Annotated in this window: 17 protein-coding genes and 1 tRNA gene; 5 read left to right on the plus strand and 13 right to left on the minus strand. The window is 72.4% G+C overall.

Annotated features, from left to right (window positions below; translation table 11 throughout):
- Positions 1–149: 149 nt before the first annotated feature.
- The gene (locus ACO229_RS19885; protein WP_397413866.1) at positions 150–2711 is read right to left on the minus strand and encodes an ATP-dependent Clp protease ATP-binding subunit; all 2562 of its coding nucleotides are present in this window, start codon (positions 2709–2711) and stop codon (positions 150–152) included.
- Positions 2712–3018: 307 nt separating this feature from the next.
- Between ACO229_RS19885 and ACO229_RS19890 the strand changes: the two genes are divergently transcribed.
- From ACO229_RS19890 to ACO229_RS19900, 3 genes are all read left to right on the plus strand, one after another.
- Positions 3019–3639 (plus strand): hypothetical protein, encoded by a 621-nt coding sequence (locus tag ACO229_RS19890; protein ID WP_397413863.1) that lies wholly within the window; start codon positions 3019–3021, stop codon positions 3637–3639.
- A 60-nt stretch (positions 3640–3699) separates the two neighbouring features.
- Positions 3700–4542, plus strand: coding sequence for a hypothetical protein (locus ACO229_RS19895; RefSeq protein WP_397433204.1), 843 nt, complete (start codon positions 3700–3702; stop codon positions 4540–4542).
- Positions 4543–4619: 77 nt separating this feature from the next.
- The gene (locus tag ACO229_RS19900) at positions 4620–5198 is read left to right on the plus strand and encodes an alpha/beta family hydrolase (protein ID WP_423462559.1); all 579 of its coding nucleotides are present in this window, start codon (positions 4620–4622) and stop codon (positions 5196–5198) included.
- Positions 5199–5211: 13 nt separating this feature from the next.
- Here the strand turns inward: ACO229_RS19900 and def are convergent, their stop codons facing one another.
- The gene (gene def, locus ACO229_RS19905) at positions 5212–5901 is read right to left on the minus strand and encodes a peptide deformylase (RefSeq protein WP_423462560.1); all 690 of its coding nucleotides are present in this window, start codon (positions 5899–5901) and stop codon (positions 5212–5214) included.
- A gap of 23 nt (positions 5902–5924) precedes the next feature.
- Between def and zapE the strand changes: the two genes are divergently transcribed.
- Together zapE and ACO229_RS19915 are read left to right on the plus strand one after the other, a co-directional pair.
- Positions 5925–7004, plus strand: coding sequence for a cell division protein ZapE (gene zapE, locus ACO229_RS19910; protein ID WP_423462561.1), 1080 nt, complete (start codon positions 5925–5927; stop codon positions 7002–7004).
- The gene (locus ACO229_RS19915; protein ID WP_423462562.1) at positions 7001–7459 is read left to right on the plus strand and encodes a DUF2809 domain-containing protein; all 459 of its coding nucleotides are present in this window, start codon (positions 7001–7003) and stop codon (positions 7457–7459) included. The genes zapE and ACO229_RS19915 overlap by 4 nt, the downstream gene beginning before the upstream one ends.
- Here ACO229_RS19915 and ACO229_RS19920 read toward each other — a convergent pair.
- The 11 genes from ACO229_RS19920 to topA all read right to left on the minus strand — a co-directional run bounded on the left by ACO229_RS19920 (position 7437) and on the right by topA (position 18699).
- Positions 7437–7796, minus strand: coding sequence for a cupin domain-containing protein (locus tag ACO229_RS19920; RefSeq protein WP_423462563.1), 360 nt, complete (start codon positions 7794–7796; stop codon positions 7437–7439). The two genes, ACO229_RS19915 and ACO229_RS19920, sit on opposite strands and share 23 nt — an antisense overlap.
- Positions 7797–7836: 40 nt before the next feature.
- Positions 7837–8565 (minus strand): helix-turn-helix transcriptional regulator, encoded by a 729-nt coding sequence (locus tag ACO229_RS19925; protein WP_397433197.1) that lies wholly within the window; start codon positions 8563–8565, stop codon positions 7837–7839.
- Positions 8566–8607: 42 nt separating this feature from the next.
- Positions 8608–9012, minus strand: coding sequence for a nuclear transport factor 2 family protein (locus tag ACO229_RS19930; protein ID WP_397433196.1), 405 nt, complete (start codon positions 9010–9012; stop codon positions 8608–8610).
- A 134-nt stretch (positions 9013–9146) separates the two neighbouring features.
- Positions 9147–9219, minus strand: a tRNA-Thr gene (locus ACO229_RS19935).
- 125 nt (positions 9220–9344) lie between these two features.
- Positions 9345–10886: an alpha/beta hydrolase gene (locus ACO229_RS19940; protein ID WP_397413806.1), complete on the minus strand. Its 1542-nt coding sequence runs from the start codon at positions 10884–10886 to the stop codon at positions 9345–9347.
- Between the two features lie 63 nt (positions 10887–10949).
- Complete coding sequence (locus ACO229_RS19945; RefSeq protein ID WP_423462564.1) at positions 10950–11603, minus strand: hypothetical protein; 654 nt, start codon at positions 11601–11603, stop codon at positions 10950–10952.
- 119 nt (positions 11604–11722) lie between these two features.
- On the minus strand, positions 11723–13393 hold the full coding sequence (locus ACO229_RS19950; RefSeq protein WP_397413800.1) for an enoyl-CoA hydratase-related protein: 1671 nt from the start codon (positions 13391–13393) through the stop codon (positions 11723–11725).
- Between the two features lie 130 nt (positions 13394–13523).
- Entirely contained in the window at positions 13524–14660 is a 1137-nt protein-coding gene (locus tag ACO229_RS19955; RefSeq protein WP_397413798.1) for a DNA polymerase III subunit delta', read from the minus strand.
- Positions 14657–15376 carry a dTMP kinase gene (gene tmk / locus ACO229_RS19960; RefSeq protein WP_397433194.1) on the minus strand — a complete coding sequence of 240 codons (720 nt, stop codon included), beginning with the start codon at positions 15374–15376 and terminating at the stop codon, positions 14657–14659. The genes ACO229_RS19955 and tmk overlap by 4 nt, the downstream gene beginning before the upstream one ends.
- 49 nt (positions 15377–15425) lie before the next feature.
- On the minus strand, positions 15426–15827 hold the full coding sequence (locus ACO229_RS19965; RefSeq protein WP_397433192.1) for a pyridoxamine 5'-phosphate oxidase family protein: 402 nt from the start codon (positions 15825–15827) through the stop codon (positions 15426–15428).
- A gap of 76 nt (positions 15828–15903) precedes the next feature.
- Positions 15904–18699, minus strand: a complete 2796-nt coding sequence (gene topA, locus ACO229_RS19970) for a type I DNA topoisomerase (RefSeq protein ID WP_397418182.1) — start codon at positions 18697–18699, stop codon at positions 15904–15906.
- Between the last annotated feature and the right edge of the window lie 202 nt (positions 18700–18901).

Consider the following 18901-nt stretch of genomic DNA (forward strand, 5'->3'; position numbering starts at 1 on the left):
GGGCCGAGCTGCCATCGACCGGACCGGCATCCACCAGGCCGTCATCCACCAGACCGCCGTCGACCAGGCCCCCACCGGGCACGACAAAGGCCCGGCCACCCCTCACGGGATGGCCGGGCCTTGTGTCAGGACCGGGTCCTACCGGGCGATCACGCCCCGCCGGCCGCCATCTGGCCCGACGGCGGCAGGTCGCGCGGCACCAGACCGGCGCCCGCGGGCACCGACTGGGGCTCGGCCTGGGTCGGCCGACGACGCTCGTCGCGCTCCACACCGCGGAACGTGAACTCGCCGAGGATGCCCTCGCCCTCGCCGTCGACGATCACCAGCTGACCCGCCGTGAGCTCGCCGAACAGGATCTTCTCGGACAGCGTGTCCTCGATCTCCCGCTGGATGGCTCGCTTCAGCGGACGGGCGCCGAGCACCGGGTCGTAGCCCTTCTCCGCCAGCAGGTGCTTGGCGGCGGGCGTGAGCTCAATGCCCATGTCCCGGTCGCGCAGGCGACGGTCGAGCTTCGCGATCTCGAGGTCGACGATCTGGATGATCTCGTCCTGCGAGAGCTGCGGGAACACGACCGTGTCGTCCACACGGTTGAGGAACTCGGGCCGGAAGTGCTGCTTGAGCTCCTCGTTGACCTTGGCCTTCATGCGCTCGTAGGAGGTCACCAGGTCGCCGCCGGAGTTGAAGCCGGTCTGGACGCCCTTGGCGATGTCCCGCGTGCCCAGGTTGGTGGTCATGATGATCACGGTGTTCTTGAAGTCGACCACGCGACCCTGCGAGTCCGTGAGGCGACCGTCCTCGAGCACCTGCAGCAGCGAGTTGAAGATGTCGGCGTGCGCCTTCTCCACCTCGTCGAACAGGACCACGGAGAACGGCTTGCGCCGCACCTTCTCGGTCAGCTGGCCACCCTCGTCGTAGCCGACGTATCCGGGCGGGGAACCGAACAGTCGCGAGACCGTGTGCTTCTCCGAGAACTCGGACATGTCGAGCTGGATGAGCGCGTCCTCGTCGCCGAACAGGAACTCGGCGAGCGCCTTGGCGAGCTCGGTCTTACCGACACCCGTGGGGCCGGCGAAGATGAACGAGCCACCGGGACGCTTCGGGTCCTTGAGGCCGGCCCGCGTACGGCGGATCGCCTGCGACAGAGCCTTGATCGCGGCCTCCTGGCCGACGACCCGCTTGTGCAGCTCGTCCTCCATGTGGAGCAGCCGGCTGGACTCCTCCTCGGTGAGCTTGACGACCGGGATGCCCGTGGACATCGCCAGCACCTCGGCGATCAGCTCGTCGTCGACCTCTGCGACCGTGTCGAGGTCGCCCGACTTCCAGGCCTTCTCCTTGTCCGCACGGACCTGCGTGAGCTGCTTCTCCTTGTCACGCAGACCGGCGGCCTTCTCGAAGTCCTGCTCGTCGATCGCCGACTCCTTCTCGCGGCGCGCCTCGGCGATGGACTCGTCGAGCTCCTTGAGCTCCGGCGGCGCCGTCATCCGACGGATGCGCAGCCGGGCACCGGCCTCGTCGATCAGGTCGATCGCCTTGTCCGGGAGGAACCGGTCGTTGATGTACCGGTCGGCCAGCGTCGCGGCGGAGACCAGAGCGGAGTCCGTGATGGACACGCGGTGGTGCGCCTCGTAGCGGTCGCGCAGACCCTTGAGGATCTCGATGGCGTGCTCGAGCGACGGCTCCGACACCTGGATCGGCTGGAAGCGACGCTCCAGGGCCGGGTCCTTCTCGACGTACTTGCGGTACTCGTCGAGGGTGGTGGCGCCGATGGTCTGGAGCTCACCGCGCGCCAGCATGGGCTTCAGGATGGAGGCGGCGTCGATCGCGCCCTCGGCGGCACCCGCACCCACCAGGGTGTGGATCTCGTCGATGAACAGGATGATGTCGCCGCGGGTGCGGATCTCCTTGAGCACCTTCTTGAGGCGCTCCTCGAAGTCACCGCGGTAGCGCGAGCCGGCCACCAGGGCGCCCAGGTCAAGCGTGTAGAGCTGCTTGTCCTTGAGCGTCTCGGGGACGTCGCCCTTCACGATGTCCTGCGCGAGACCCTCGACGACGGCCGTCTTGCCGACGCCCGGCTCGCCGATCAGGACCGGGTTGTTCTTGGTGCGGCGGGACAGCACCTGCATGACCCGCTCGATCTCCTGCGTGCGCCCGATGACCGGGTCGAGCTTGCCCTCGCGCGCAGCCTGGGTCAGGTTGCGACCGAACTGGTCGAGCACGGCCGAGCCCGCGGGCTGACCCTCCTGAGGACCACCGGCGGAGACGGGCTCCTTGCCCTGGTAGCCGCTCAGCAGCTGGATGACCTGCTGGCGCACCTTGTTGAGGTCGGCACCCATCTTGGTGAGCACCTGCGCCGCCACGCCCTCACCCTCGCGGATGAGACCGAGCAGGATGTGCTCCGTGCCGATGTAGTTGTGGCCGAGCTGCAGCGCCTCGCGCAGCGACAGCTCCAGCACCTTCTTGGCGCGCGGCGTGAACGGGATGTGCCCGCTCGGCGCCTGCTGCCCCTCACCGATGATCTCGGTGACCTGCGTGCGGACGCCGTCGAGCGAGATCCCGAGCGACTCCAGCGCCTTGGCGGCAACGCCCTCACCCTCGTGGATGAGGCCGAGCAGGATGTGCTCCGTGCCGATGTAGTTGTGGTTCAGCATCCGCGCCTCTTCCTGGGCGAGGACGACGACGCGACGGGCGCGATCCGTAAATCTCTCGAACATGTGCTGCTCCTCACGCGGGCGGCGGGCACCTGCACCGGCGGTACCAGGCCTGACCGCAACGACTCTATGCGCTCCCAACGCGGCGACCTACCGGTTGATGCCCATGTTCGCCAGGGGCGTGACGATGGAGGGTGTGCGGGCGGCACAGGACGTCCCGCCCCGGCGCGACACGCCCGGGCGCAGCGGTCCGACGGCGAGTCCGGGCCGATTCTTCCCCGATTACGTGCCGATTCTGGCCGTGGTCGTTGACGCCTCACCCGCTACCCGGCAGTCTCGTGTCTACGCGAACCCGCCCCGGGGAGGCCACATGGCGGACGAACCGAGCCCGACCCCCGAGTCCTGGGAACAGATCGTCGCGCGATTCGCCCGGTTCTCCGGCGTCGTCGGCGAAGTGGACGACCCGCTGACGTGGGGACTGGACCTCGTCGAGGAGGAGGTCACCGGGGTCTCCGACAGCGCCGACCCCACCGAGGAACGCTTCCTGCGGTCCTACCGCACGTTCTCCGGCGAGACCGTCGAGGTCGAGACGCTGCGTGTGCCGGCCACCCCGGCCCAGATCGAGGACATCGTCCGCGCCGCCTGCAGCGGGGCGCTCGTCGCGCCCCTGCACGCCGACGTCGACCCGGCGGCACCGCCGGAGATCACCGACGTCGCGGACCTCGCGGAGTCCTACCAGGACTATCGCAGCGCGATGCGCGCGATCGTCGCCGAGGTCGACGACGTGCCGTGCGAGACGCGCCAGTTCCGGGTCGACGGGGAGACCAAGCGCTGCATGCGCGTGACGGTGCGCAACGTGACCGCCGTGTACTCCCCGGCGGCCGACCGGGCGGTGGTCGTGACCGGCCCCGCCGACCTGGTGGACCGGGTCGACGTCGTCACCCGGCCCATCCGCAACCTGCTCCACGGGGAGGAAGGGCCGCGGTTCTGACCCGCACCTCACCCGCGCAAGGCCCCGGAACCCGGGCGGTACGGCGGTAGGATCGCCGCTGTGATCCGTGCCACCGCCCCCGTCGCGCCCTCGCGGCCGACGGCGCGCAGCGCCCGGACCCGGCGTGCCGGCACCCTGTCGCTCCTGCTGACGGCGCTGCTGGCCCTCGCCGGTACCGCCGTGGGCGGGACCACCGCGACGGCCGAGGTCTCGGGCGACGAGATCTGGGTGAGCGTGGACGGTGTCGCCTTCGAGCCCGGCCGGGAGAGCGACGAGCTGGCGTACGTCGTGCGGCCCGTCGGTTCCCGCTACGGCGGGCAGGCGTACGACCGTGACCTGACCCGGGACGAGCAGCGCAGCGGCTGGGCCGCGTTCACGGAGGCCCGCCGGTCCTTCCCGGACGGCTACTGCGTGGTGTGGGTCGAGGTCGAGGACGCGAGCAGCTGGCACGAGTCGGACGAGCAGGCCGTGTGCAGCGCCACGGAGCCGGCCGAGAGCACCGAGCCCACGTCCACCCCCACGCCGACGGCGACGAAGACCCGGCCCACCCAGGCGGCCACCCCCAGGCCCGGAGCCGGTCAGCCGGGATCCACGCCGACGCCGGTAACCAGCGACCCGGCCGAGGCCGAGCCGTCCAGCCCGGCACCCACGCCGTCGGCGTCGCCGTCGCCCAGCCCGTCGGCGTCGCCGTCCGCCTCGGCGTCGCCGAGCCCGTCGCCTTCCCCGACGGCGCTGAGCGGGGCGCTCATGCCGAGCATCCCGCCGCAGTCGCCGGTCCGGGCGCGCGTCGACGCGGGCCAGGAGCAGGAGGTCGTCACGCCGCTCGGCTGGGTGGCCGTGCTCGCCACCGGCGCGGCCCTCACGGCGGGCGGCCTGCTCATGCTCTGGCGCCGCCTCACCTGACGATCGGCCGGGCCCCGGCGTGCGGCGTCGGCCGGGCCCCGGCGTGCGGCGTCGTCCGCGCACGGCAGACTGGCCCCGTGACCACTCCCGCAGGCCTGCTCCTGACGCCCGGCGCGGGCGCGAACCGGGAGAGCCCGGCGCTCGTCGCGGTGGAGCGCACCCTGGCGGACGCCGATCCGCCGGTACCCACGCGGCGCGCCGACTTCCCGTACCGCCTGGAGGGGCGACGCATGCCGGACCGGCCGCCGGCCGCCGTCGCGCACCTGCGGGCCGTGACCACGGCCTGGGCGGACGAGCTCGGTGTGCCCACGGACCGCCTGCTGCTCGGCGGCCGGTCCTACGGCGGGCGGATGTGCTCGATGGCCGTGGCGGAGGGTCTGCCGGCGGCGGGGCTGGTGCTGCTCAGCTACCCGCTGCACCCGCCCGGCAGGCCGGACAAGCTCCGCGTGGAGCACTTCGGCGGGATCCGGGTGCCCACGCTGTTCGTGTCCGGCGACAAGGACCAGTTCGGCACCCCCGAGGAGCTCGCCGAGCACGTCGCGGCGATCCCGGGACCGGTCACCTCGGTGACGCTGTCCGGCGCGCACGACATGCGCGGCGTCGGGCGCGAGAAGGCCGTGGCCGAGGCCGTGGCGGCCTGGGTCGCGACCCTCTGACGCTGCCGGACGGTCAGCGCCCGCCCGCCGGCTTCTCCGGGTACTCGGGCGGGGTCTTGTCCAGCTCGATCGCGATCTCGCGGCGCTCCGCGACGATGTGCGCGCGCTCCTCGTCGCGCTGCTTCAGCGCGTCGGTCTGGAGGTCGGCACTCAGGTGGTCCCAGTAGAGGGTGCCGTCGAGGTGCTGCGACTCGTGGATGAAGCACCGCGCCAGGTAGCCGGTGCCCGAGAGCTGGACCGGCGCACCGTGCTGGTCGACGCCCTTCACGGTCGCCCGGCCCGGACGCTCCAGCGGCTCGTAGGCGCCCGGTACGGACAGGCAGCCTTCCTCCTCCGTCTCCGGCTCCGCGTCGAGGTCCATCTCGAGCACCGGGTTCACCACGTGGCCGACGTGCCGGTCGCCCGCCGAGTCCGTCAGGTCGTACACGAACACCCGCAGGTCCACGCCCACCTGGGGCGCCGCCAGGCCGACGCCCTGCGCCGACTCCATGGTGGCGAACAGGTCGTCGATCAGCCGGGCCAGCTCCGGGGTGGAGAACTCCTCGACGGTGCGCGCCGGGCTGTGCAGCACCGGCTCGCCGATCTCGGTGATGCGCAGCACACGGCCGCGCTCCACCTCAGGGGCGATCGCGGGGTACTCCTCGACCGGCTCGCCGAGCAGGAAGGTGACGGGCTTGCGCCGCCGGGGACGGGTCCATGCCATGGGACAGAGGGTACCTTCGACGCATGCACCCCACCCCGATCCGTGACGCGGCGCGCACGGCGGGGTACGTGCTCGACGACGCCCAGCGAGCCGCGGCGGGACGGCTGGAGGCGTTGCTGGGCACGACGGGGCGCCCCCGGGCCCTCGACATCCTGGACCGCGAGGGCGAGGCCGGGCGCGGCGTCTATCTCTGGGGCCCGGTGGGCCGCGGCAAGACCTGGCTCCTGGACCGCTTCCACGAGCAGTCCGGCGGCCCGCGCTTCCACTTCCACGAGTTCTACCGCGCGCTGCACGCCGAGGTGTGGGCTCGGACCGGCACCCCGGACGCGATGGACCGCGCCCTGGACGCCCTGCTCGGCGACGCCCGCGTGCTGTGCTTCGACGAGCTCCACCTGCACGACGCCGGGGACGCGATGCTGCTCTCCCGCGCGCTGCGCACCCTGCTGGGCCGACGGGTCACGCTCGTGGCGACGTCCAACTACCCGCCGCAGGGCCTGCTGCCCGACCCGCTGTTCCACGAGCTCGCAGAGCCGCTCATCGCGCTGCTGGAGTCTTCGCTGGACGTGCTGGAGGTGGCCGGCCCGGTGGACTACCGCACGCTCCGCCCGGTGCACGGGACCGCCGTGCCGGGGGCGCCGTCCGCTCCCCGATGGCGGGACGGCGCCGCGCTGGTGCGCACGGACCTCCCGGACCGGCCCGCACCGCACGAGGCGACCGACGTGCCGCTGAGCGGCGGCCGGAGCATCCGCGCTCTCCGCGCCGCCGACGCCGCCGTCTGGTTCGACTTCGCCGGGCTGTGCGCGGCGCCGGTATCCGCGCTGGACATGCTGTCGCTGGCGGAACGGTTCGACCGGTGGGTGCTGTCCGACGTCGTGCCGTTCGCCGACTGCCACGTGAACACCCAGCAGCGGTTCGTCAGCCTCATGGACGTGCTCTACGACCGCGACCTGCCGCTCGTGCTGACGGCGCCGGGCCCGCTGGACGAGGTGCTCTCGGTGCCCCCGGGGCGTCCGGCGCCGCCCGACCTGGCCCGCGCGGTCAGCCGGCTGCACCAGCTCGGGAGCGGCCGGCCAGCGCCCGCCGGGCGGACGGGACGCGGGTGAGGTCCCGGCGGGCGATCGGCGCTTCCCGCGAGACGGCTCGGCAGGCCGTCCGACGACGGACCGCCCCTGCCCTGGCGGCCCTGCTCACGGTGGCGGCCGGCCTGTCCGTGCGGTCAGTGCCCGACGGCGCCGCGGCCAAGTACGCCGGGGACGCGCTCTACGCGCTGCTGATCTTCTGGCTCGTGCTCGTGGTGGCGCCGCACACCCGCAGGCCGGTGGCGGCGGCGGTGGCCCTCGCGATGAGCACGGCCGTCGAGCTCTTCCAGCTCACCGGCGTACCCGCCGCGCTGGGCGCCCACAGCGCCCTCGCCCGCCTGGTGCTCGGGACGACCTTCAACGCACCGGACCTGCCGTTCTACGCGGTGGGGGCGGCGCTGGGCTGGGTGCTGGCCGCTGCGGCCGGCGCGCTCGCCCGCGCGCGAGCCGTCCGTCTCACGGAGCACGCCGGTCGGTGACCACCTTGTCGTCGACCGCGGGCCCCCGGACAGTCAGGCCCCGGGCCGGATACCGGACGGCGACGAGCGCATGCGGGACGCCGGCACCGACCGTGACCGCCTCCCCGGCCTCCACCGTGACCCGCGACCCGTCGACCTCCAGGTCGATCGCACCCTCCAGCACCACGTAGACCTCGTCGCTCGCGCGATGGAGGTGGGTGCCGTCGTCGCCGTACGGCTCGTCGACGCGCCAGTGCAGCACCTGGAGCCGGTCCGAGCAGAAGCCGTCGCCCGACGGCGGTCGCGGGCCGGCGATCACCGTGAGCCGACCGTCCAAGGAGATCCTGCTGAACGACATCCGGGCAGTCTGACAGGGCCAGGGCCTGCTGCCCCACCGGCTACCCCGGTCCGGACAGGAGCCGCCGCGCCGACCACCGGGCCAGGTCCGCCTCAAGGAGCGCCGGGTCGCGCCGCGGCGGCACCTCGTCGAGGATCTCGAGTCGCGTGATCCGCTCGATGCGGAACCCACGGATCGCGTCACGCAGCCGGCACCAGCCGGAGAGCAGCCACGTGTCGGCGGCGCGCAGAAGACCCATGGTCTCGACCTCGCGGACGGTCGTGGCGGAGTGGTCCGGGCTGCCGTCGACGCCCTCGCCCACGTAGGTGAGCCGCACCACGCGACGTGCGGCGATCGCGTCGGAGAGGATCCCGAGCGGCACGGCGCCGCCCGTGGCGGGGGCGGCGTCGATGACGTGCATCGTCCCGAGCAGCTCCCGCACGGGCGCGCGATGCGCCTCGTCCATGACCGCAGTGATCTTGGCGCTCGCGCGGCGCGCAGCGCCCTGGTAGGGCGAGGACTCGAGCAGCCCGAGACCCGCGAGCACCGCCAACGACTCGGCGGCAGAGAGGTTCAGGGGCGGCAGGGAGTACTCCCGGAGGATCGAGTAGCCGCCCGCGGCCCCGTGGTCCGCATAGATGGGGACGCCGGCCACCTGGAGCGAGCCGATGTCTCGTTCGATCGTCCGTGCGGACACACCGAACTCGCGGGCGAGCCGAGCGGCGGACCAGGGGCGCCGTGCGCCGCGAAGCAGGTCGACCAGGGCGTACTGCCGCTCGGCTCGCTTCATGCTTCCCATTCTCCCAGGGCGAGAGGAGCCGGACGGGGCAGGTCAGCTGCGCATGCTGCGCTGCCCGCCCACGGACCAGACGCGAGTGACCCGACCGTCCTCGTCGAAGTCGAAGACGTCCACGCCGCCTGCCTGCTGGCCGTTCGCGTCGACATCCCACAGCAGCCGGCCATGGTCGCCGTCGATGGCATCGGCGATCCTCGTGAAGACGACGCCCGGGTTCTGCCCGTGCCACCAGTCGAGATATCGCACGAAGTCCTCGGCGGTGCGGATGTCGTCCGCGGGTGTCGACCCGTCGGGCTCCGTCACGGCGAAGTGGATGCGGAAGTCGTCCGCGCAGATCTGTCGTGCGATGTCGCCGTCCGTGTTCCACATCGTCAGCCACACGTCGAGCGCGTGCCGGGCGGTGGAGCTGGGCGTGATCGTCGGGTTCGTGGTGTCGGTCATGCACCCACTGTCGGTCGACGAGGCGACAGCTGTGTGTCGGTGTTCCCTGGTGATTGCGCCGGGGTTATCGCTGGGCCCGCACCGTGGAGCAGAAACAGCAAGGCCCGGAATCGTTGAGATTCCGGGCCTGTCTGAGCCGCCTGTGGGAATCGAACCCACGACCTTCTCATTACGAGTGAGACGCTCTGCCGACTGAGCTAAGGCGGCGCTGACACCACGCACCGGCCACGACCGGATGGGTGAGCGGCCCTAACTGTACCCAATGCACGACCCAGGTTCCAAAGCGAAACCGTGTGACTTGCTCGATCCGCCCGAACAGCGCCCGATCGGGGTCAGCAGGTGAGCCCGTCCTCGGGCACGGTGCCCTCCACCAGATAGTCCTCGACGGCCCCGGCCACGCACGTGTTCGACCGCCCGTAGGCCGTGTGGCCCTCGCCCTCGTAGGTGACCAGCACGCCCGAGGAGAGCGTCTTCGCCAGCGACTCGGCCCAGCGGTACGGCGTGGCCGGGTCGTTGGTGGTGCCGATCACGAGGATCGGCGGTGCTCCCTTGGCAGCCGGGTCGAACTCCTGCTCCGCCGCCGGGTACGGCCAGTCGGTGCACTCGATGCCCGAGTAGCCGAACGACTCGCCCAGCGTCGGTGCCGCCTCCTGAATCTGGGTGGCGAGCTGCTGCATCGTGCCCATGTCCTCCTCGGCGCGGGCGTCGGCGCAGTTGATCGCGCGGAACGCCTCCTCGCTGTTGGACTTGAAGGTGCCGTCCTCGTTCCGGTCGTTGTAGACGTCCGCGAGGTAGAGCAGGTCGTCGCCCGTGCCCTCCCACAGGACCTCCTGCAGGGCCTGGGTCAGGAACGACCAGGACGCCTCGTCGTACATCGTGACCGCCACGCCGTAGAAGGCGAGCTTCTTGGTCACGGGCCGCCCCGACGACGTCGGGATCGGGTTGGGCTCGGCGTCCTCGACGATCGCCTGGATCTGCTGGAGGCCGCTGGTGACGTCGCCGGTGAGCGGACAGTCGTCGCCCGCCTGGCAGTCGGTCACGTAGGCACGCAGCGCGCTCTCGAACCCCTCGGCCTGCTGGAGGGCCACCTCGTCCGAGCTCAGCGTCGGGTCGAGCGCACCGTCCAGCACCAGGCGGCCGGAACGGTCCGGGAACAGCCCGGCGTAGGTGGCGCCGAGCTGGGTGCCGTAGGAGAAGCCGAGGTAGTGGAGCTCGTCGTCGCCGAGGGCGGCCCGGAGCATGTCCATGTCACGGGCTGCCGACTGCGTGTCCACGTTGCCGAGCAGCGGGCCCGTGTTCTCGGCGCAGGCCTGGCCCCAGGCCCGGACGGAGTCCTGGCGGGCCGCCAGCCCGGCCGGCGTGTACGGGTAGTCGGTGCTGAGGAACTCGTCCTTGCCCGCGTCGTCGTAGCACTTCACCGGCGTCGACTGCCCCACCCCGCGCGGGTCGAAGCCGACGATGTCGAACGACGAGCGCAGCGACTGGCCGAACCGCGCCGGGTCCCCCACGAAGTCCACGCCGGAGCCGCCGGGCCCGCCCGGGTTGACCAGCAACGAGCCCACCTTCTGCCCCTCGGCGGGGATGCGCTTGAGGGCGATCTCGATGCTGCCCGACCCGGCGTCGTGCCAGGAGAGCGGTGCGGACGCCGTCGCGCACTGGAAGCCCTCGCCGCACTCGGTCCACTCGAGCGACTGACCGTAGTAGTCCTCGAAACCTTCGGGCGCGCCCTCCGTCGCCGAACCGTCCGACCGGCCCACGTCCTCCAGCGCCGTCTGCACCTTCGGCGGCGCGCCGCAGGCAGCGAGGAGAAGAGCTGTGGTGAGCAACGTGGCGACGACGGCCGCAGGCTGACGACGGCGGGCGGGGCGAATCACCCGAACAACCTATCGGTAGTGCTGGGTAGATTTCTTACCCGTCGGCGAACCGACACGCGACCCTCACGACTCGAGCCACGCGACCGGTCCGGGCTCTCCCGCCGCAGGTCGCGGCATCAGCTCGACCTTGCCCTTGTCACCCAGCATGACCGGGATCTCCTCGCCGGTGTCCGCCTCGGCCGGCACCTGGACCACCGTCGTGGTGGGCACGAAGTCCATGGTGCAGATGCCGTCCTCCGCCGGCAGGAGCTGCACCGACAGCACGCCGTCGGCGGCGGCCACGGCGTCGGACTTGGCGCCCGCGCCGAAGGTCGCCTCCGGCTCGGCGAGGGTGGGGCACGAGCTGGACCCGTTGGTCACGACGTACAGCAGGCCCTCCTCCGGCGACCAGGCCACCCCGACGGTCGAGTCGGTGCTGCCCTCCAGCCCCGGCGGCAGGCCACGGCCGGACGTCCCCGGCGTGGTGTCCATCTCGGCCGCGTCGGGGAGGGTGCCCCCGCCGTCGCTCTCCGAGGGGCTCGGACTGGGCGTGTCACTCTCCTGCGGCGTCTCGGACGCGCTCGCGTCGGAGGTGCTCCCGCCGGCCCCGCCGACGTCGGACTGCGCGCACCCGGACAGGGTGAGCGCTGCCGTCATCCCGAGACCGAGAACGGCCACCAGGGCTCGTGTGGTGCTCCCCGCCGTGCCACCGGACCACTGCATCCGCCTGATCGTCATGCCCAGATCCTTCCACTCGCCACTGAGACTCGCTGGTCGGGGCTGTGCCCCCACCCTCCTCGTGTGGCGACGCCCGCACTCCTTGCACGTGCGGTCGGAGGCGTCCGGTGGTCAGCGGCTCACACGCGCGCCGTCGAGAAGCGCAGCTTCTCCGGGGTGGCGTCCGCGGGCGTCTTGCGGAGGAAGGCCCGGCGGTGGACGGAGAAGGCGTTGCGGTCGTCGAAGAAGTCGCGCGCCATCTCGGCCAGCTCGATGGTCTGGTAGTACGACAGCGGGCGGTCCGTGGCCCGGCGCTCCGCGCGGGCGGCGAGCATCCAGCCGAGCGTCGCGGGCTCCTCGTAGCCCTGGGCGGCCGAGGCCAGCCAGGAGTTGAACTCGCCCCACTCCCGCGGCCCGACGGCGCTGATCAGCCCGATGCGGGCCGCCTCCGCCACCGAGATCGGCAGCTTGCGGTTCAGCAGCAGCGAGGCGCGGTGCTCGCCCACCCGTGCCGGGACGCTCCAGGAGTGCAGCTCCGACCCGTAGATCCCCATGTCGTAGTAGGGGTTCAGGACGACGCCCTCGCGGGCGAGGGTGACGTCGGCGCACAGGCCCGCCATCACGCCGCCCGCGCCCGCGTTGGCCGTGAACGCGGCCACCGTGAGCTGCTCCGCGGTCGCGATGGCGAGGCACAGCTCGTCGATGGCGCAGATGTTGTCCCAGGCCTCGGCGGCCGGGTCGGGCGACGCGTCGACCGTGCCGAGGTGGATCCCGTTGGAGAACGCGTGCTCGGTGCCCTTGATCACCAGCACCCGGGTGTCCTCGGTGAGGGCCTTCTCCACGGCGCTCGTCAGGCGACGGCACTGCTCGGTGTACATCGCCCCGTTGTAGGAGCGGATCGTCAGGTACCCGACGGCGCCGTCGCGCACGTAGGTGGTCTCCGCCAGGGCGTCGGGGACGCGGCGGAAGGGCGCGTGGCTCGCGTCGATGACCTGCGCGGCCGGGAGCTTCGGGCCGCGACGGCCGCTCAGCTCGGCGGCGTACCCGACCCAGAGCGTGCCCACGCCGCAGGCGATCGCCACGGCGTCGAGGTTGCGGCCCACCACGGTGCCGGGCTGGGCGCCGGTGTGCTCGGGCGAGGCGACGGCGTCGAACACGCAGACCGAGCGGCCGTTCACGGTCGCGGGGGCGCCGGGGGCGCCGTCGGCCGCGGCCACAAGGCGTTCCAGCTCGGTCGCGGGGCGGTTCCAGTCCACGCGGAAGTCCTCGCGGCGCAGCAGGGGCAGCTCACCGTCGACCGGCACGATCCGCAGGCAGGCCTCCGCCGGGATGGGCCGCTCGCCGTCGGCGACCTTGCGGACCACCTCGCCGATACAGGCCATGGCCGCGTCCGCGACGCGGCTGTTGTAGAGCGCGCTCTTGGTGATGGGCTCGTCCGGCATGTCGAAGACGGCGGTGGCCCACACGGGACCCGCGTCCAGCTCCTCGACCGCCGACAGCGCGGTGACGCCCCACCGGTCGCGGCCGTCCCGGATCGCGTGGTCCAGGGACGATGGGCCGCGGTCGCCCACCGGGCCCGGGTGCACGATGACGGTCGGCCACCGGTCGTAGATCGTGTCGGGCACCCGGTGCTTGAGGAACGGGCACAGGATCAGGTCCGGGTCGGCCCGCTCCACGGCGCGGGTCATGGCGGCGCCCGACTCGAAGGTCGGGGCGAGCTCGACGCCCACGTCGTGGCCCTGTTCCCGCAGGGAGCACCACACCCGCTGGGTAAGACCGTTGAAGGCAGAAACCAGCAGGAGGATCCTCATCGGACGGTGGACTCCTTGTCGCACGGAAAAGGCTCTGGGGGCGCCCCGCACTCTAACCAGGGACGGCAATCAGGACAATGCGCCTCGGTGGTTCGGCGTCACCCGCGCCAAATCTTCACAGGACCACGGGTCATCCCTGCGGGCGCAGCGCGATCGCCATCGCCTCCAGCGCGAGGAGCGGCGCCACGTTGCCGCCCAGACGCGTGCGGGCCACGCCGATCGCGTCCATGCGCCGCACGGTCTGCTCCGGGGTGGAGTCGGCGGCCAGGGAGCGCACCGTCTCGGCGAGCTCGGCGTTGACCAGCTCGACGTCCGCGCCGAGCTGGACCACCAGCACGTCGCGGTACAGGGACAGCAGGTCGACCATCGCCCGGTCGAGCACGTCGCGCTGGTGCCGCGTGGCGCGCCGCTTCTGGTCGTCCTCGAGCTGCTTGAGCTGCGAGCGCAGGCGCGGGGGCAGCGTCTCGCCGTCGGCCACGCCCAGGGTGCGCAGCAGCTCGGCCTTCTCGGCGGCGTCCCGCTCCTGGGTGGCCGAGGTGGCCTCTGCCTTGGCCACGTCGACGAGCTCGCCCGCGGCGAGCACGGCGTCGCCGACGCCCCGGATGCGGCGCGCGATGCTCAGGACGGCCGTGCGTCGCTCGCGCGCGCCGGCGTCACGGGCCAGGCGCTTGGCGAGCCCGACGTGGCTCTGCGCGGCGCGGGCGGCGCTCAGCGCGGTCGCCGGGTCGGCGCCGTCCCGGCGGACCAGCAGGTCGGCCACGGCCTGCGGCGGCGGCACGCGCAGCACCACGCCGCGGCACCGCGAGCGGATGGTCGGCAGCACGTCCTGGACCGACGGCGCGCACAGCACCCACACCGTGTGCGGCGGCGGCTCCTCGATGGTCTTCAGCAGCACGTTGGTGGTGCGCTCGGCCATGCGGTCGGCGTCCTCGATGATGATCACGCGCCACCGGCCGCCGGACGGCGACCGCGACGCCGTCATGATGAGGTCGCGCACCTCGTCGATCGTGATGACCACCTTCTCGGTGGCCAGCAGCGTCACGTCGGGATGGGTGCCCGCCATGGTGGTGGTGCAGGCCTGGCAGACGCCGCACCCGCCCTGCGGGCACTGGAGGGCCGCGGCGAAGGCGCGCGCGGCGACCGACCGGCCCGAGCCCGGCGGCCCCGTCACCAGCCACGCGTGCGTCATCGCGGCCGGGTTGGCCACGGCGCCCTGGAGCGTGGCCACGGCGGTCTCCTGCCCGACGACGTCGTCCCACACCGTCATGACGCGCCCTCGCCGTCACGGTCCCCGGAGGGATCCTCGCTGCCCAGGCCGTGGATGCCGGTGGCCTCGACGACGACCGGCGTGAGCCCCAGCCGGGCGGCGACGTCCACGCGGATCTGCGCCTGGATGTCGTCGATCGGCGCGGCCGCGTCGATGACCACCCAGTGGTCCGGGTCGGCCGCCGCGCGCTGGAGGAAGGTGTCCCGGACGCGCGTGTGGAACTCCAGGCCCGCACGCTCCAGCCGGTCGAGCGCACCCTTGCCCTCGGCGGCGGCCCGCCGCTCGGCGGCCGCCCCGGGTTCGAGGTCCAGCAGCACCGTGACGTCCGGGCGCAGGCCGCGGGTGGCCCACAGCGAGATGTGCTCCACCTCGTGGCCGGGCAGGTCCCGCCCGCCCGACTGGTACGCCACCGACGAGTCGATGTAGCGGTCGGTGATCACGACCCCGCCGCGCTCCAGCGCGGGCCGCACCACGGTGTCGACGTGGTGGGCGCGGTCGGCCGCGTAGATGAGCGCCTCGGCGCGCGGCCCCATGTCCTGCCCGTGCATGACGGCGGCCCGCAGCTCCTGGCCGAGCGCGGTGCCTCCGGGCTCGCGCGTCAGCACGACCTCACGGCCGGTCAGGCCGGCCAGCCAGTCGCCGAGGAGGCGGGACTGGGTCGACTTGCCGACACCCTCGCCGCCCTCGAAGGAGATGAAGTAGCCCGGTGCGTTCACGCCGCAACACTAACCGCGGCCACCGACATCGACCTGCCGCGGCCTCGGGTCAGCGGCGCAGCCGGCGACCGGTCACGTGCGAGGGCGTGATCCGCACCCACGTGTCCCGGGTCTCCTCCAGATAGCTGATGAGGTTGGTGGCCTCGGCGGACGCGATGTCGGCGTCCGTCTCGAGGATCTCCGCCGTGCCCTTGACCACCACGCTGTACGCGATCTCGGGACCCCACTGGTCCACCTCGAAGGCCACCTTCCCGTTGATCGCCACCTCGGCGACCTTGGTGCCCGGGATCGTGTGGAAGTACAGGTTCCGGTCCGCGACGGCGAAGTTCAGCGGGAAGATCTCCGGCTCGCCGCCCACCGCGGTGGCCAGGCGGCCGATGGGCTGCATGGCGAGGAACTCCCAGCACTCGTCCTCGGTCATCGGGGTGATGCTCTGGTTGTCGGCGTCCATGCACTCATCGTGCGCCCGCCACGGCGGCCACGCCCGCCGTCGTGCCGGACGTGGTGGTCACCACGTCCGGCACGGCTCACTTCTTGGCGCTCGACGCCTTCTTGGTGGCCGGCTTCTTGGCGGCCGTCTTCGCCGCAGGCTTCTTGGCCGCCGTCGAGCGGGTCGTGCGCTTCTTCGCCGGGCCCTGGGCGCGCTTCTCGGCGAGCAGCTCGATCGCACGCTCGGCGGTGACCGTCTCCGGCGTCAGGTCGCGCGGCAGGGTGCGGTTGGTCTCGCCGTCGGTCACGTACGGCCCGAAGCGGCCGTCCTTGACCTGGATCGGCTTGCCGCTGTTCGGGTCGTCGCCGAGCTCGCGCAGCGGCGGCGTGGCCGTGCGGCCCCGGCCGCGCTTCGGCTGCTTGTAGATCTCGAGCGCCTCGTCCAGGGTGACCGTGAAGATGGCCTCCTCGGTCGGGAGCGTCCGCGAGTCCGTGCCCTTCTTGAGGTAGGGCCCGTAGCGGCCGTTCTGGGCGGTGATCTCGTCGCCCGACTCCGGGTCCACGCCCACCACCCGCGGCAGCGACATGAGCTGCAGGGCGTCCTCCAGCGTCACCGAGTCCAGCGACTGCGTCTTGAGCAGCGACGCCGTCCTCGGCTTGGGCAGCGCGGCCAGCGCACGCTTCTTCGCCGCGGCCGACAGGTCCGGGTCGAGGTCCGGCTCGGGCAGCTGCTCCGTCACGTACGGGCCGTACCGGCCGTTCTTCGCGACGACGGGGTTGCCCGTCTCGGGGTGCACGCCGAGCACGCGGCCGTCGTCGGCGCCGGCCGCCAGTAGCTCGCGCGCCCGCTCGACGGTCAGCTCGTCGGGCGCGACGTCGTCCGGCACCGAGGCGCGGGGCGGGTTCTTGCCCTCCTCCACCTCGGCCGAGAGGTCCTCGACGTACGGGCCGTACCGGCCCACGCGGACACGGATGCCCTCGCCGATGTCCACCGAGTTGATCGCGGCCGCGTCGATCTCCCCGAGGTTCTCCACGAGGGCGCGCAGACCGCCGCCGTCGCTGTCCACGCCGAGCTGGTCGGACGTGCCGAGGTTGCCGGGGGCCTCGCCGAAGTAGAACTCCTTGAGCCACGCCACCCGCTCGCGCGACCCGGCGGCGATCTGGTCGAGGTCGGCCTCCATGGTGGCCGTGAAGTCGTAGTCGACCAGCCGGTCGAAGTGCTCCTCCAGCAGGCGTACGACGGCGAACGCGAGCCACGTCGGCACCAGCGCCTGACCGCGCGTGATGACGTAGCCGCGGTCCTGGATCGTCGAGATCGTGGCGGCGTACGTGGACGGGCGGCCGATGCCCCGCTCCTCCAGCGCCTTGACCAGCGACGCCTCGGTGTACCGGGCGGGCGGCGTCGTGGAGTGCCCGTCGGCCGCGAGGTCGGTGCCGGTCAGCGCGTCGCCCTCGGCCATGGTGGGCAGGCGGGTCTCCTTCGCCGCCGCGGCACCCTCGCTCTCGCTGTCGGCGTCGGCGCCCTCCTCGTACGCGGCCAGGAAGCCGCGGAAGGTGATGACCGTGCCCGACGCCGAGAACACCGCCTCCTGGCCGTCCCGCGGACCGCCCACGACGACGGCGCCGAGCCGCACGGACGCCGTCGATCCCTTGGCGTCGGCCATCTGGGAGGCGACGGTGCGCTTCCAGATCAGCTCGTACAGGCGGAACTGGTCGCCGCTGAGCTCGCCGGCGACCTGGGCCGGGGTGCGGAACGAGTCGCCCGCCGGGCGGATCGCCTCGTGCGCCTCCTGGGCGCCCTTCGACTTGGACTGGTACAGCCGGGGGGCGCCCGGCACGTACTCGGGGCCGTACAGCTCCGCGGCCTGGCGGCGGGCGGCGTCGGTGGCCTCCTTCGACAGCGACGGGCTGTCGGTACGCATGTAGGTGATGTAGCCGTTCTCGTACAGGGCCTGCGCGGTGCGCATCGCCTGCCGCGACGACATGCGCAGCTTGCGGCCCGCCTCCTGCTGCATGGTCGAGGTGGTGAACGGCGCGGCCGGACGCCGCGTGTAGGGCTTGGTCTCCAGGCTGCGCACCGAGAAGTCGGCGGCCTCGAGCCCGGCGACGACGGCGTTCGCCGTCGCCTCGTCGAGCTGCACCACACCGGTGCGGACCTTGAGCCGGCCCCGGTCGTCGAAGTCGCGGCCGGAGGCGACCTTGTCACCGGCGAGCTGGGTGAGCCGCGCGCGGAAGGAGGGCTGGCCGTCGTCCGCCACCGCGAAGGTGCCCGCCACGTCCCAGTAGTCGGCGGGCACGAACGCCATGCGCTCCCGCTCGCGCTCCACCACGAGGCGGGTCGCCACCGACTGCACGCGGCCCGCGGACAGGCCCTGGCGCACCTTGCGCCACAGCACGGGCGAGACCTCGTAGCCGTACAGGCGGTCCAGGATGCGCCGGGTCTCCTGCGCGTCGACGAGGTCCTGGTCCAGCTCGCGCGTGTTCTCCAGCGCCCGGAGGATCGCGTCCCGGGTGATCTCGTGGAACACCATGCGCTTGACCGGGACCTTGGGCTTGAGCTCCTGGATCAGGTGCCACGCGATGGCCTCGCCCTCGCGGTCCTCGTCGGTGGCGAGGAAGAGCTCGTCGGCGTCCTTGAGGGCCTTCTTGAGCTCGCTGACCTTCTTCTTCTTGTCGGCGTGCACCACGTAGTACGGGTCGAACCCGTTGTCGACGTCCACGGCGAACTTGCCGTAGGGCCCCTTCTTCATCTCCGTGGGCAGGTCCTTCGGCTGCGGGAGGTCACGGATGTGGCCGACGCTCGCCTCGACCTCGTAGTCGTCGCCGAGATAGCTCTGGATCTTTCGAGCCTTCGTGGGCGACTCCACGATCACGAGCTTGCGTGCCTGGGACATCCGGTCCTGCCTGCTTCCTGCGGGGTCTGGGGGTTGAGCGCCGAGTGGCGTTGGAGAGTTCACGGTACGCCAGGCGCGACGGATCGCACCCTATCCGGCCGAGATCCGGTTGCCCGGCGGTTTCACATGACCGTGGTGATTTTCACCTACGGCATGACGACCGCGGAGCCTCACACCAGGCACACGGTCTCTCCAGGCCGGT

The organism is Promicromonospora sp. MS192 (assembly GCF_049532985.1).
In the GTDB taxonomy this organism is placed as follows: Bacteria; Actinomycetota; Actinomycetes; order Actinomycetales; family Cellulomonadaceae; genus Promicromonospora.